Below are 12,414 nucleotides of genomic sequence, written 5' to 3'. Positions count from 1 at the left end.
ACCATGAAAAAAACCGTTAAGGTTGTTTCTGTTCTGGACACAGCCAAATCCTATGAATATGTAGATGAAAACCCTATCCGTGGTGGGGTGAAAGATGTTTATTTTTCGCCTGATAAAGAATATGTAGTCGCTTTCTACCGAAATCCGTTGGATGAAGGACAAAAGGAAAGAATCATGAGAATTGTTTCCACTTATCTTCAGAATATAAAAGGTGGAAATTCTTCGGAATACTTTCTGAACGAAATATTCAGATGGCCTTACGATATTGTTGAAAAAAATAAACTCACGGGAATTGTAGTTCCGGTTTATCACCATAAATTTTATTTTGGCAAGGGATATATCGGTTCAGATAATATCCAGGGACAGGATAAGGTGGGGAAATGGTTTACCGCCCCCATGTTCCGAAACCAACAATATCCGCTAAGACTGGATCAGTCAGAATTGGGAGATTGGCTGAGCTATTTCCAGATTGCAGTCAATATCAGCAGAGGTGTCAAAAAACTGCATCAGATGGGGCTGGCACACTCCGATTTATCCTACAATAATATTCTGGTAGATCCAGTGACAAAATCTGCCTGTATTATCGATATTGACGGTCTTGTTGTTCCCAAACTCTTTCCGCCGGAAGTGATAGGAACTGCAGATTTTATTGCCCCCGAAGTATTGAAAACAAAACATTTGAATCTTCAGGATCCGGACAGACATTTACCCAATCAAAAAACAGATCTGCATGCTCTTGCCGTTCTGATCTACATGTACCTTCTGAGAAGACATCCATTGCGTGGAGGAAAAATCTGGGATCTGGATTCCGAACAGGATGAAATTTTATCCATGGGAGAAAAAGCGATGTTTGTAGAACATCCGGAGAATAATTCCAATCAGGTAAAAGCAGATCATTTAAGAAAATGGGATGCATTCTGGGGAGATCCTCAAAAGATTCCGTACACTGTTACGGGGCCTTATATTTCAGAATTATTCCGGAAAACATTCATAGACGGATTACATGATCCTATCAGACGTCCCACGGCCAACGAATGGGAAACTGCTTTGCTTAAAACAGTAGATCTGATACAACCTTGTCAAAATTCCAATTGTACTGAAAAATGGTATGTTTTTGATAATACCAGCAATCCAAAATGCCCGTTCTGCGGAACACCCCATCAGGGAACATTACCAGTTTTAGACTTATATTTTAAATTTGATGATGAAGTATGGAAGCCGGAAAATCACAGGCTGATGGTCTATCATAACCAGTATCTGTTCAAATGGCATGTTTCCAGAAAAGTAATACGCAACGAAAACCTGACCATGCAGGATAAAATGCCCGTAGGATATTTTACATTCCATCAGGGAAAATGGGTATTGGTGAATCAGGGATTATCCGGTATGAAGGATGTCACAGAACAAAAAGAAATCCCGCCAGGTTCTATGGTAGAACTCACCGATGGTAAAAAGATACTTTTGTCTTCAGAAGAAGGCGGAAGATTGATCTATGTAACCTTGGCAAACCAGTAACCTGTTATTGCGAACTTAGTGAAGCAATATCATATTTTCAGATCTCACAGATAATGGTGACTATTTGTGCTCGTTTATTTGTGAGATTTGTGTTTAAGTAACGGTTTTAGCCAAAACTTAAAAAAACATCTATTGCCTTTCCGTTTCCATAAAATAAGAATACTGATCCTCATCCACAATTCTGAAACCAAGACTTTTATAAAGATGCTGAGCCTTATTGGTTTTTAAGACACTTAATGACACTGTTTTTCCCGCTATTGAAGCTTCCTCCAAAATATCCTCTAAAATCTTTTTTCCAAGTCCTTTACCTTGTTGGCTGGGATCAATCTGAAGTTGAAGGACCTCAATATTGGTAAATGTTCGGTCTAGTTTTAACAGTCCGATGGGTTGATTATCTAAAAGAATAATATTGGCTTTTTCAAACTTATACAGCACTCTTTGCATGGTCGTTTCTCTATCCGTGGAAAGCCCTGAAGTTTCATAATGAGGATTCATGGTTTTCATTCTGAGATTGAGAAGAAAATCAATATCATTTTCATCAGCTTGTTTATAACGCAGGTCAAGATTCATTTTCAAAAAAATTAGAGTTCTTACTTTAATGCAATTTTTAGTCCCATTTCTTCTTTCATGTACAATAAAACTTCGGCATTTCCTCTGGCATCGTCTACCGGATTGTGTGTATGTTCCGTCTTGCGGAGATGTTTCCATTGGGCAAAAGTATCTTTTTCCAATCCGCAGTAAAGATCAGAAAGTCTTCGGGAAGAAAAACCAAAAGGATTTCTTCCGATAAAATGATGAAAATACCAGCAGATAAACATCCAGTCGAACCCGTTGTTATCACTGATGAAAATAGGCCTGCCTTTGGAATGGGTTGTAATCCAGTCTTCAAAAGCGAGCATTACTTTCTCAGGATCATCAAAACTAATTGTTTCTTCCCTGCTGAAGCCGGAAACCGCTAAAGCATCAGGATTGAATTTCTCGGAAACAGGCTTTAATTTTCCATAAAAAGTAGTGTCCAGTTCATCATTCACGAGTACTGCTCCGAAACAGACCATTGAAAAATCTCCGGGAATCGGGCCGTCCGACTCTATGTCAACCATAATGTAGCTCATTGGAAATAGTTTTAGCAGGACGAAGATATTGAAATAAGTTGAAGGAGGGAAGCGGGAAGAAGGAAGCTGGAAGTTACTTTTTGTTTTATAAAGAACTTCTGTGTATTTTAATCAATGAATAGTTAGAAAAATATCTCAATCAAAAAACTTCATCAGTTCATCGTCTTACAAAACTTCCATCCCCGGCACCCATCTTCCATCTTTAATTTTAAAATTTAAATCAATGTTAAGAAAGATATTTCAATCAAAAATCTTCATAAGTTTATCGTCTTACAAAAACCTCCATCTCCCAGTCTCCATCTTCCTGCCTTATACTATCTCAAAAAAGCCCCTTTTTCCGATTTTTATTTTAGTTTGAGGGATCAGTTCCATTTCTTGATCAGAGTCCGTTATTTTAATCGTATTGATCTGAATACCTCCACTCTCAATTAATCTTCGTATGGCTGATTTGCTGAGGTCACTTTTAAGCTGATGACACAGTTCAACCAGAGAAATTTTATTTTCAATGCTTTTCAATGAACCAATGGCTACCGGTTCATACACTTTCTCTTCAAAATTTTTATTCTGAAACTGATTGATAAAAAACTGTTCTGCATTTTCAGCCGAAGCAGAATCGTGGTATTGGCTGATGATATTCTTGGCAATCAGTTTTTTAATATTCATAGGGTTTTCACCTTCTTGCATACGGAAAAGAAGCGCGCTTTTTTCTTCCATAGAAAAATCTGTGGTCAGGCTGATAAATTCTTCAATCAGTGCATCCGGAATCGACATCGTTTTTCCAAACATTTCATTGGGTTCATCTGTCAGTCCGATAATATTGTTCAGGGATTTGCTCATTTTTTCCTTTCCGTCCAGACCTCTCAATAAGGGCATGCACATCACAATCTGAGCTGGCATTTGGTACACTTCCTGAAGCTGTCTTCCCATCGTGCAGTTGAAAAGCTGATCGGTGCCCCCCATTTCAATATCACATGCTATTTTTACAGAATCAAAACCCTGAAGAATCGGGTATACCAGTTCATGCATCGCAATAGGCGTATTTTCTGTAAACCTGTTATTAAAATCATTGCGGTGCATCAATTGGGCAATAGTAACTTTTGAAAGCAATTGGATTACCTCAGAAAAGTCCAGCGCATCCAGCCAGTCAGAATTGAACACAATCTTTGTCTTCTGTACATCAATTACCTTGGAAAGCTGATTGATATAAGTCTGGGCATTATGCTGCACATCTTCAGCACTCAAGGGTTTTCTTGCTTTATTTTTTCCAGTGGGATCACCAATTCTTGCCGTAAAACTTCCTACGACAATAACAATCTGATGCCCCAGATCCTGAAACTGTTTCAGTTTTTTTAAGACCACAGCATGTCCCAGATGCAGATCCGATGCTGTTGGGTCAAATCCCAGTTTGATGGAAAGTTTTCTGTTTTCTTTTTCGGCTTGTGCCAGTTTTTCTTCCAAGCCGTTTTGAGGCAGAATAATAGCTACATTTTCTTGTAATGAATCAATCATGTTGAATAGTTTTAAAATGAAAAAAGCCCGGACAGGTACTGTCCGGGCTCTATATATACGTTAGATTATTTTATTGGATTACAGATATAGAAAGTCTTCCCGAACGATAGCCGGTGCATAATATTCACTGAAGAATGGAAGACGTAATATGCTGTTCAGATGTTTCATTGTGATCAATAGACAGGAATTTCCTGAGGAGCCAATATCTAAACCATTAAGACGCATTGCAGGGTTATAACAAGATTTGTTTTTAAGAAAAAACTTAACCATCCATCAATCTTAATGGCTTAAAATAATGGTTCAAAACAATTTTACTTGCGATTTTTGAAGCTAATTTCATGCCACAAATCCCTTAAAAGCAAAATACAGCAGAAAGATGCAAAAACAGCATTTTATTATTTGCTTAGTCATCTGGTAAGAAATGAGTAAACATGGGTTGTTCTCCATTTTTTAATAGATATTTTCAAAGAAAAAAATTAATAGTTGAGTGCATGTTCCGAGTATAAATTTATAATCTGATCTTTCCAGATTTCCATATTTTCAGGAGAAGCTTTATCGGCTTTATCAAAAAATAAATGTCTGATGATTTCCAGCCCGGAATAAATGAAAATACCATTGTCAGAAGTTAAAGTAAGTGCTTTATCCATGCCGATCTTTTCATATTCTTCATGAGATTTTCCATGGGTATTGATAATTACGGTTTTTTTACCTTTCAGAAGCCCTTTCTGTATGCCCTGATCATAACGGTAAGCAAACCCATAACTGAATACACGGTCTATATATCCTTTCATCATAGCCGGAAGCCCTGTCCACCAGATAGGGTAGATAAAAGTAATCTGTTCGGCCCATGAAATATGCTCCTGTTCAGTTTTTATATCGTCTGAAACTTTTCCCAAACGCTGCCCCTGCATATCATCCAAAGAAAATACTGGATCAAAACCGATTTTATAAAGATCTCTCACAATAATTTCCTCGTTATGGGATTGGAGTGTTTCAATAACAGTGTTTAAAAGAGTGTGATTTAAACTGTTTTCATTAGGATGCGCGTAAATGATTAAATGTCTCATTGTTTTGATTGTTAAGATTAATGAGACAAAAGTACTGCGGTGCACTCTTCAAAAATTGTAAGAAAACGAACCGGTCTATTTGGACTTTGGATTACAGATTTCCTGCTGGAATTTTAAATACTGAGCCGGAGAAATATTGATAAAATGCTTGAAATCATGAATGAGCTGGCTTTGGTCATAGTATCCGCATTCATCAATGATAGTAAACCATTTGACCTGATTTTGATTTTGATTTTCAGTTTCTTTTTCAATGAGTTGGATAGCTTTTAAAAAACGGTTGTAGCGGGTAAGCTCCTTTAAAGAATATCCAAACTGTTCTTTCTGCTTTCGCTGTATGTTTCTTTCAGTCTGTTGAGTCTGCTCGGCAATTACTTTTATTGGATTTAAAAGATCGTTCTCAAAATGGCTCAAAAGCTGGCCGGTAATATCCCGATCCTGCAGATAAGGTCTGCAGAATTCAAGAATATGATCTACCTGTTTTGTGGTTGAATCTAATTGGGTAAGCTGATGCCAAAGCTCTGTAAAACAATTTTCTTCCAGCAGCTCATCCGGATGTTTTACCGATTGTTCAATAGATATTTTTCCAAAAAATCTGAAAAATGCATCATCTTTGAAATTGGCAACCAAAATAGAACATCCTGCTGGAAGCGTATATTCAAGGGCTTGTCTCACTGGTCCGAATACCATACATTTATCTACCCCTATCATAGTCTTTTCCCTTGTAGACATGGTAGCACTTTTCCCAAAACAAAATAACAGAATCATCTGATAAGTAGGTAAAAGTGTTTTGGTAACTGATGTTTCAGATGTATTTTCAGCAAAATAAAAGTGAGTAAATACATTTTCAAATTCCTGTGGAACTGAAATTCTATATTCATTATATTCCGGATGTAATTCCATAGGCTTGAAATTAGAAGATGAGGTATTTGACCATTTTATAATTGATCATAGAAGCTCCTTTCACATTGACTGTCTGTTCCTGGATAACCTGAAAACCTGCTTTTTCAAAAAATGATCTGGCTGTTTTGCTTACATCAGAAGTAATTTCTTTCTGTTGCTGCTGAAGAGCTTCTTTTTCAATCTGATGATAAAGCAGGGATGCGATTCCTTTATGCTGATGATCTTTGTGTACAAAAAGCAGATCAATGTAATTCCACTGATCGAGCGTACAGAAACCCACTATTTTATTTTCGAGGACAGCAATTAAAACATATTGATCTCTGATCACGTTCATCCATCTCTCCTTATTCTCAGCACCGGATTTCCAGGCTTCAAGCTGTTGAAGATTATAGTCTTTTTTACACACTTCATCTATTGTTGCTGTAAAAAGCTGTAACATTTCCGGAAGATCAGCACTGGCCCCCTTTCTGATGGTAATGCTGTGATTATTGGATGTAATGTTCTTCATAAAGCTTTTGCTGTTCTTTATTGAGATGTGGATAAAAGAGATTCATCTGCAGTAGCGTATAGTGCTGAATGGCTTCTTTCGGATTGAGTTTCAAAATCAGCCTGTTATGCGTAAGCCAGTTATCAGCAATGATAAAAATCTGTTCAACAAGACCGTCAATTATAAAATGAGGAATATCTTTCTGCAATATATTGCTCTTCTGAAGATCCGAAAAAATCTGCTGGAATTCTTCTTTTCTGCTAAAATTAATCCCTTCATATGTAGATTCTATGTCGGGATTCTGATTCAGGATATCTATAAAATTGATGAATATAAAACGGAAAGAATAAAAAATTTCGCACGTAGAATAAGTAAACTTGTAAAGGTCTTCCAGCGTTTTATTTTTCCTTTTTTTCATCTGGTTGAGCAGCTCATCCATTTTTAAGGTAAGCTCTGAGAAAAGAATCTTAACGATGTCTTCTGAATGTTTGAAGTGATAATGCAGATTTCCCGCACTCATATGAAGTTCAGCCGCAATATGCCTTGTGGTAATATTGTTATACCCTTTATCATTAAATAATTCCAGTGCTTTAGAAAGAATTTTATCCTTTGTCTTCATAACCCAAAGATAAGAATATCAGAGTGGATATAAATCATATTTTTAAAATTGGAACACTTGTTCTAATTTAATATATTTGCAATATCAAATCTTATGACGATGGAAGGTAAACAGAAATTCAATTATGATTCAGCAGAAAGTACTGATAAAGAAAATAAAACAGAGCCTCAGGAAGTAATATCAAAAATATTACAGGTAATTCTCGGGATAATAATGGCCGTATTGCACATGTGATGAAAAAAAGAATTTCATATTGGTTTCTGCTGGGGCTGATAGTCTGGGGTGTAATTATTCTGCTGAGGCGAAACGGAATTTTTATTCCCATTATCAATGATTATTTTACGGATTGTATTACTGTTCCTATGTATTGCTATCTGATAGAATATATCATGAATGTGGTTCTGGGCTATCAATGGAAACCTGATTTGAAATTCGTACTGACCTCAGTACTGTATCTTTCTTTTTTGTTTGAAGTACTCTGCCCGAAACTATCTGCTTACTTTACCGGAGATTTTCTTGATGTGCTGGCTTATTTTGTAGGAGGAATGGGATACTATTTTTTTGCAGGCAGGCAGATTCATAAAAAAGCCGGCAGTTCCACATCGTAAAAGAAGACCGTCGGCTGTGTTATAGTTTTTATCCTGGTTCAATAATTATTCTTACTGTATTTTGAGCAGCAGTTTTGTATAAAAGACAGTTATTGAATGCAAGATGTTATATGGATGCAAAAAAAGTTATTCCTGCTCAAGCTTGATGATAGAACCTTTATAAAACTTGGTGAGATCATACAGATCAGTAAAATAGTGCTGAAGATCCGGAACGACTGCAGTATTAAAATCCTTCAGATTATATTGGTTTTCTGCCAGAAGATATAAATTCTGGTTATCCGGTTTCAGATATTCACAAAGTATATTATCCGGATGCTGTTTCCTGTTGAGAATTTCTGTAAAGAATATTCCGTAGATCAGAAATTGATTGAAATTTTTGGAATCAACAATATAATTCATTTCCTGCTTCAGGAGTTTTTCATAATCTGAAAGAATCTGAAGAAAATTGTCGGCATGAAGGGTAGTCGGAATTTCATAAAAAAGGTCAATACCATTGATAAAAAGTTGTGTTTTGGTTTCTTCGTGATCTGCAGAATACACCTGATGGAACCATTGGAAAATAAGCAAAAGCTCTTCCTGCGTGAGTTCTTCAACGGAATCCTTTACTTTTTCTTTAATGGTTTCAAGTGTTTTTTGCGCTTCAGGCTGAAGAAATTTCAGAATATTTTCTTCTTCACGGCTGAGCTTATTGTACAAATTAATTTTGGCAACAGTTGGATTGGTCTTGATGAAATAAAGTTCTTCCGCCATAGTTATTTACCAAATCAGATTTCAAATGGTTATTTAAATATACAAAATATGCGTCAACCGCATTAAAAAAATTAATATGCATTGAATGGTATGGCTATTTTGCCGTTTCATGAAGTGCAATTCTGTTTCCTTCTGAGTCTTCAAATTCTGCTACAACAAAACCGTATTTTTCGTCTGTTCTTTTCGGATAAAGAACCGAACCTCCATATTGAACAGCTTTTTCCAATGTTTGGTCAATATCTTCAGTTTTAAAATAAATAATGACACCCTCTTTTGAAGGTTTGTAGACCTCTCCTTTGGCTAATGCTCCTGTGATTCCTCTGTTTTTTTCTTCAAAAGGAAACAAAGCCATCTCATAGCCGTCTATGATTTCTTTATCAAAACTAAAGTTGAAAACAGCAGAATAAAACTTTTCAGCACGCTTCATATCATTTACTGGAATTTCAAAGTAGACAACAGGATTAGTAGATTTCATATTTTTTGCAGGATTAGTTTTCTGTGGCTGACTACAAGATACATTGATTAGCAACAAAAAGATCAAAAAGTAAGGCAGCAGTTTCATGATATCAAAGTTTAAACAGTGGATATTATTTCCTGAATCTAAAATAAAGTTTTTATCTCAATTTAAAAAATAGATAGACTTATCTATTTTTTATTTACATTTGTAAAAATTTTTTATGATGAAAAAAGAAAAAGTACGCGAAAGAATTATCAGGGTTGCTTCAGATCTGTTTTACAAACAAGGATATAATTCTACGGGAATCAATCAGATTATTGCTGAAGCTGATATTGCTATTGGTTCTTTGTACAATCACTTTTCATCTAAAAATGATCTTCTTCAGGCCTATCTTGTCAAAGAAGAACTGGATTGGTTTGATGGGTTTGAAAAAAGTACTTCTAAAATTTCAAACCCGAGAGAAAAACTTCTGGGGCTTATTGATTACAGAAAAAAACTGCAGCAGACTTCAAAGTTTGCAGGATGCCACTTCATTAAAATTGTCTCCGAAATAGGAGAGGGTAATCCTTCTGTCTCAGCTTTTGCTAAACAGCATAAAGAAAAGCAAAAAGAGATGATTAGAACACTCGTTAATGAATATGCAGTTCAAGTGCAGAAGACAGATTCTGATTTAATAGCAGAAAATATTTTTCTGTTAATAGAAGGAGCAGTTGTTACATCCACGATCAATAGACAAAATGATGCTTTTGACCAGGTGAAAAAAATTGTTCAGGGTTTATTGCCTTAACTTTTTTTTGATACATAAAAAATAGATATATCTATATAAAAATGAAACATAAGTATTTGAAATTATTGGTGATATTGTTGGGTCAGTTGTTGACGATCATGGATATTTTTATCATCAATGTGTCCATCCCTTCCATACAGCGTGATCTTCATGCTTCAAACGGAAAAATGCAGTTTATGATTGCAGCTTACCTCATTGGATTTGCCTCTTTACTGATTACAGGAGGGCGATTGGGTGATCTGTACGGGAGAAAAAAGATCTATATGATTGGATTGATTGCTTTTATGATAAGCTCGATTGCCTGTGGATTTTCTGTAGGAGCAGGACAGCTGGTTATTTCAAGGTTTGTGCAGGGGATAAGCGCTGCGATGATGGCCCCTCAGGTATTGTCTATGATACAGATTCTGTTTTCTGATCATCAGGAACGAACCAAAGCAATGGGCTGGTACGGAATTACGATCGGAATAGGAACGGTTTTGGGGCAGTTTCTAGGCGGCTATTTTTCATCTCTGACGATGATGAATGAGCCATGGAGACTAATTTTTCTGATGAACATCCCCATTTGTTTACCGGCAGTTTTTCTTACGCTGAAACTATTGGATGAATCTAAAATTTCTGTGAAACAATCTTTTGATGCAGTTGGAGTTTTGATCCTTTCTGCAGGACTGTTCTGCGCTACTTATGCATTGACGATGTCTGATCATGATGGTCTCCATTTTAAAAATGTTTCATTAATGATCATTTCGGGTGGGATTTTATTCACATTTATAAAAAATCAAAAGAAAAGAATCCAAAATAAACGAGCTTATCTTATTGATTTTGATCTGTTCCGTTATAAAAATTTTAATCTCGGAATCATCGCGGTTTCTTTCTTTTTTATCATGCTGGATTCCTATTTTTATATCCTATCTCTCTTTTTTCAAAATGGTTTAAAGATGAGTCCCCTAGAAGCAGGAGAAATTATTGTTTTTCAGGGACTGGGTTTTATATTAGCATCTTTTATTTCCGTAAAATTTATTTTACGATATGGGAAAAAGGCCCTGATAGCAGGACTTAGTTTTATTATTTTGGTTTTAATTTTTCAGTTGTTTTTATTCAGAATGCAGATGGAATTTCCGGTTTTTTGTCTGCTTTTGTTCTTGCATGGGCTGGGAATAGGTTCTATTATTCCTTCACTGGCTAATATCGCGTTGTCAGGAATGCCTGAAAAATTGATTGGTAATGCCTCTGGTGTTTATACTACTTTACAGCAGATTGCTGCCATTATCGGAATTGTTGCTGTAGGAAGTGTTTTCTATTATTTTCTGGGAGAAAAATCTGCTATACACAATTATCACAATGCTTTTTCTGTGGGATTACTGATCAATATTTTCTGTCTGATATTTGTAATGATCAGTATTTTTAAAGTTCCGGATCATGTTCTTCCCGAAATGAGGCATAGAAAATAGAAGACAGTTTTTAAGGTTTCTTTGTTGAGGTTTTTATCTTGTTTAAAGTTGCTTTCGCAAGCATTTTAGTCACTTCAGTAGGAGAATGGCAGTCACAGTTGCTGAGTCCAATCACATAAATATCTTCACTTGGAATGTAAACACCCATGCTTTTAAATCCGAATACACTTCCTCCATGTTCGAGATCAGGAACTCCATTAATATCTTTCAAATGCCATCCGTAACCGTAGGTAAATTCTTCACCATTATTCAGTTTATATTTTTGAAAAGCTTTTTGTGTTTCCTTTGAATTTAACAATAGATTTTGATTCAAAGCCTGCTGCCATTTCAGCATATCACCTGCAGTAGACATTAGTGAGCCGGAAGAAAATGGAATGCTGAAACTGATGACGGTTTTATTCACAAATTCCTGTTCTTTTTTGTGATATCCGTAAGCTCTTTGAGGGATAACTTTTCTGTCGGAAGCGTAATAAGAATGACTCATTCCAGCTTTGTCAAAAATATTTTTCTTAATAAAGTTTTCATAAGTACTTCCGGAAACCAGTTCTATGATATATCCCAAAACAATATATCCGGAATTGTTGTAATCAAATTTCTCTCCGGGAGCGAAATCCACAGGTTCATTTTTAAAGAAATTAACCATCTCTTCTGGCTTCATCTCCTTTTGAGCAATAGTAGAAAGTGATTTTATTTTCGTGAAATCTTTTATTCCTGAAGTATGGGTCAGAAGATGATGAATCGTGATTTTATCTCCATTGGGATAATCTTTGATGTATTTTGAAACGGGATCATTGGTATTGAGTTTTCCGCCCTGCTCCAGCATCAGAATGGCTATGGCAGTAAACTGTTTGGTCATTGATCCGATTTGGAAAACGTTATCCGGAGTCATATTCACGTTGAGTTCAAGATTGGCTTTCCCAAATGCTTTCCGGTACAGATTTTTTCCGTTTTGAGTGATCAGAAAAACACCTCCGGGTTCATTTTTATTCCCGAATTCAGTCTGAATAATACTGTCAATTTTCTTTTTATATCCTTTTGATTGTAGCTGAGCATCCACTGTATTCATTAAAAATGGAATCAGAACAAAAGCGGGTATTAATTTTTTAATAATCATATCTATGTAATTTGTTATGCAAAGATATGATTTATTTTTAT

General features: G+C 35.8%; 15 protein-coding genes. 4 read left to right on the top strand and 11 right to left on the bottom strand.

What is annotated here, in order from left to right; genetic code table 11:
- The first annotated feature begins 3 nt into the window (after window positions 1-3).
- Complete coding sequence (locus tag CQ046_RS04440; RefSeq protein ID WP_105701110.1) at window positions 4-1,515, top strand: helix-hairpin-helix domain-containing protein; 1,512 nt, start codon at window positions 4-6, stop codon at window positions 1,513-1,515.
- Between the two features lie 129 nt (window positions 1,516-1,644).
- Here the strand turns inward: CQ046_RS04440 and CQ046_RS04435 are convergent, their stop codons facing one another.
- The 8 genes from CQ046_RS04435 to CQ046_RS04405 all read right to left on the bottom strand — a co-directional run bounded on the left by CQ046_RS04435 (window position 1,645) and on the right by CQ046_RS04405 (window position 7,209).
- On the bottom strand, window positions 1,645-2,085 hold the full coding sequence (locus tag CQ046_RS04435; RefSeq protein WP_105701109.1) for a GNAT family N-acetyltransferase: 441 nt from the start codon (window positions 2,083-2,085) through the stop codon (window positions 1,645-1,647).
- A 20-nt stretch (window positions 2,086-2,105) separates the two neighbouring features.
- Window positions 2,106-2,627, bottom strand: a complete 522-nt coding sequence (locus tag CQ046_RS04430) for a 3'-5' exoribonuclease domain-containing protein (RefSeq protein WP_105701108.1) — start codon at window positions 2,625-2,627, stop codon at window positions 2,106-2,108.
- A gap of 309 nt (window positions 2,628-2,936) precedes the next feature.
- Window positions 2,937-4,136, bottom strand: a complete 1,200-nt coding sequence (tyrS, locus tag CQ046_RS04425) for a tyrosine--tRNA ligase (protein WP_105701107.1) — start codon at window positions 4,134-4,136, stop codon at window positions 2,937-2,939.
- Window positions 4,137-4,214: 78 nt separating this feature from the next.
- Window positions 4,215-4,406: a hypothetical protein gene (locus CQ046_RS23390; protein WP_123906567.1), complete on the bottom strand. Its 192-nt coding sequence runs from the start codon at window positions 4,404-4,406 to the stop codon at window positions 4,215-4,217.
- Window positions 4,407-4,612: 206 nt separating this feature from the next.
- Entirely contained in the window at window positions 4,613-5,203 is a 591-nt protein-coding gene (locus CQ046_RS04420) for an NAD(P)H-dependent oxidoreductase (protein ID WP_105701106.1), read from the bottom strand.
- A 75-nt stretch (window positions 5,204-5,278) separates the two neighbouring features.
- Entirely contained in the window at window positions 5,279-6,103 is an 825-nt protein-coding gene (locus CQ046_RS04415) for a helix-turn-helix domain-containing protein (protein ID WP_105701105.1), read from the bottom strand.
- A gap of 10 nt (window positions 6,104-6,113) precedes the next feature.
- Window positions 6,114-6,611, bottom strand: coding sequence for a GNAT family N-acetyltransferase (locus CQ046_RS04410; protein ID WP_105701104.1), 498 nt, complete (start codon window positions 6,609-6,611; stop codon window positions 6,114-6,116).
- Window positions 6,589-7,209, bottom strand: coding sequence for a TetR/AcrR family transcriptional regulator (locus CQ046_RS04405; protein WP_105701103.1), 621 nt, complete (start codon window positions 7,207-7,209; stop codon window positions 6,589-6,591). The genes CQ046_RS04410 and CQ046_RS04405 overlap by 23 nt, the downstream gene beginning before the upstream one ends.
- Before the next feature lie 233 nt (window positions 7,210-7,442).
- Between CQ046_RS04405 and CQ046_RS04400 the strand changes: the two genes are divergently transcribed.
- Window positions 7,443-7,817: a hypothetical protein gene (locus CQ046_RS04400; RefSeq protein WP_105701102.1), complete on the top strand. Its 375-nt coding sequence runs from the start codon at window positions 7,443-7,445 to the stop codon at window positions 7,815-7,817.
- 126 nt (window positions 7,818-7,943) lie between these two features.
- Here CQ046_RS04400 and CQ046_RS04395 read toward each other — a convergent pair whose 3' ends face one another.
- On the bottom strand, window positions 7,944-8,567 hold the full coding sequence (locus CQ046_RS04395; RefSeq protein WP_105701101.1) for a hypothetical protein: 624 nt from the start codon (window positions 8,565-8,567) through the stop codon (window positions 7,944-7,946).
- A 94-nt stretch (window positions 8,568-8,661) separates the two neighbouring features.
- Window positions 8,662-9,042, bottom strand: coding sequence for a VOC family protein (locus CQ046_RS04390; protein WP_105701140.1), 381 nt, complete (start codon window positions 9,040-9,042; stop codon window positions 8,662-8,664).
- Window positions 9,043-9,247: 205 nt separating this feature from the next.
- Between CQ046_RS04390 and CQ046_RS04385 the strand changes: the two genes are divergently transcribed.
- Both CQ046_RS04385 and CQ046_RS04380 read left to right on the top strand, forming a co-directional pair.
- Window positions 9,248-9,811, top strand: a complete 564-nt coding sequence (locus CQ046_RS04385) for a TetR/AcrR family transcriptional regulator (protein WP_105701139.1) — start codon at window positions 9,248-9,250, stop codon at window positions 9,809-9,811.
- A gap of 41 nt (window positions 9,812-9,852) precedes the next feature.
- The gene (locus tag CQ046_RS04380; RefSeq protein ID WP_105701100.1) at window positions 9,853-11,259 is read left to right on the top strand and encodes an MFS transporter; all 1,407 of its coding nucleotides are present in this window, start codon (window positions 9,853-9,855) and stop codon (window positions 11,257-11,259) included.
- Window positions 11,260-11,269: 10 nt separating this feature from the next.
- Here the strand turns inward: CQ046_RS04380 and CQ046_RS04375 are convergent, their stop codons facing one another.
- The gene (locus CQ046_RS04375) at window positions 11,270-12,373 is read right to left on the bottom strand and encodes a serine hydrolase domain-containing protein (protein ID WP_105701099.1); all 1,104 of its coding nucleotides are present in this window, start codon (window positions 12,371-12,373) and stop codon (window positions 11,270-11,272) included.
- Window positions 12,374-12,414 lie beyond the last annotated feature (41 nt).

The sequence above is a fragment of the Chryseobacterium sp. MYb7 genome (assembly GCF_002979455.1).
Taxonomy (GTDB): Bacteria; Bacteroidota; Bacteroidia; order Flavobacteriales; family Weeksellaceae; genus Chryseobacterium.
Note: the sequence above shows the minus strand (reverse complement) of the source record. Positions and strands in the feature narration are given on the sequence as shown.

Excerpts from the sequence above, each read along its gene's own strand:
- CQ046_RS04435 (WP_105701109.1), bottom strand. The coding sequence starts at position 2,085 with ATGAATCTTGACCTGCGTTATAAACAAGCTGATGAAAATGATATTGAT.
- CQ046_RS04390 (WP_105701140.1), bottom strand. The coding sequence starts at position 9,042 with ATGAAATCTACTAATCCTGTTGTCTACTTTGAAATTCCAGTAAATGAT.
- CQ046_RS04385 (WP_105701139.1), top strand. The coding sequence starts at position 9,248 with ATGAAAAAAGAAAAAGTACGCGAAAGAATTATCAGGGTTGCTTCAGAT.
- CQ046_RS04415 (WP_105701105.1), bottom strand. The coding sequence starts at position 6,103 with ATGGAATTACATCCGGAATATAATGAATATAGAATTTCAGTTCCACAG.
- CQ046_RS04375 (WP_105701099.1), bottom strand. The coding sequence starts at position 12,373 with ATGATTATTAAAAAATTAATACCCGCTTTTGTTCTGATTCCATTTTTA.
- CQ046_RS23390 (WP_123906567.1), bottom strand. The coding sequence starts at position 4,406 with ATGGTTAAGTTTTTTCTTAAAAACAAATCTTGTTATAACCCTGCAATG.
- CQ046_RS04400 (WP_105701102.1), top strand. The coding sequence starts at position 7,443 with ATGAAAAAAAGAATTTCATATTGGTTTCTGCTGGGGCTGATAGTCTGG.
- CQ046_RS04440 (WP_105701110.1), top strand. The coding sequence starts at position 4 with ATGAAAAAAACCGTTAAGGTTGTTTCTGTTCTGGACACAGCCAAATCC.
- CQ046_RS04420 (WP_105701106.1), bottom strand. The coding sequence starts at position 5,203 with ATGAGACATTTAATCATTTACGCGCATCCTAATGAAAACAGTTTAAAT.
- tyrS (WP_105701107.1), bottom strand. The coding sequence starts at position 4,136 with ATGATTGATTCATTACAAGAAAATGTAGCTATTATTCTGCCTCAAAAC.
- CQ046_RS04395 (WP_105701101.1), bottom strand. The coding sequence starts at position 8,567 with ATGGCGGAAGAACTTTATTTCATCAAGACCAATCCAACTGTTGCCAAA.
- CQ046_RS04410 (WP_105701104.1), bottom strand. The coding sequence starts at position 6,611 with ATGAAGAACATTACATCCAATAATCACAGCATTACCATCAGAAAGGGG.
- CQ046_RS04405 (WP_105701103.1), bottom strand. The coding sequence starts at position 7,209 with ATGAAGACAAAGGATAAAATTCTTTCTAAAGCACTGGAATTATTTAAT.
- CQ046_RS04430 (WP_105701108.1), bottom strand. The coding sequence starts at position 2,627 with ATGAGCTACATTATGGTTGACATAGAGTCGGACGGCCCGATTCCCGGA.
- CQ046_RS04380 (WP_105701100.1), top strand. The coding sequence starts at position 9,853 with ATGAAACATAAGTATTTGAAATTATTGGTGATATTGTTGGGTCAGTTG.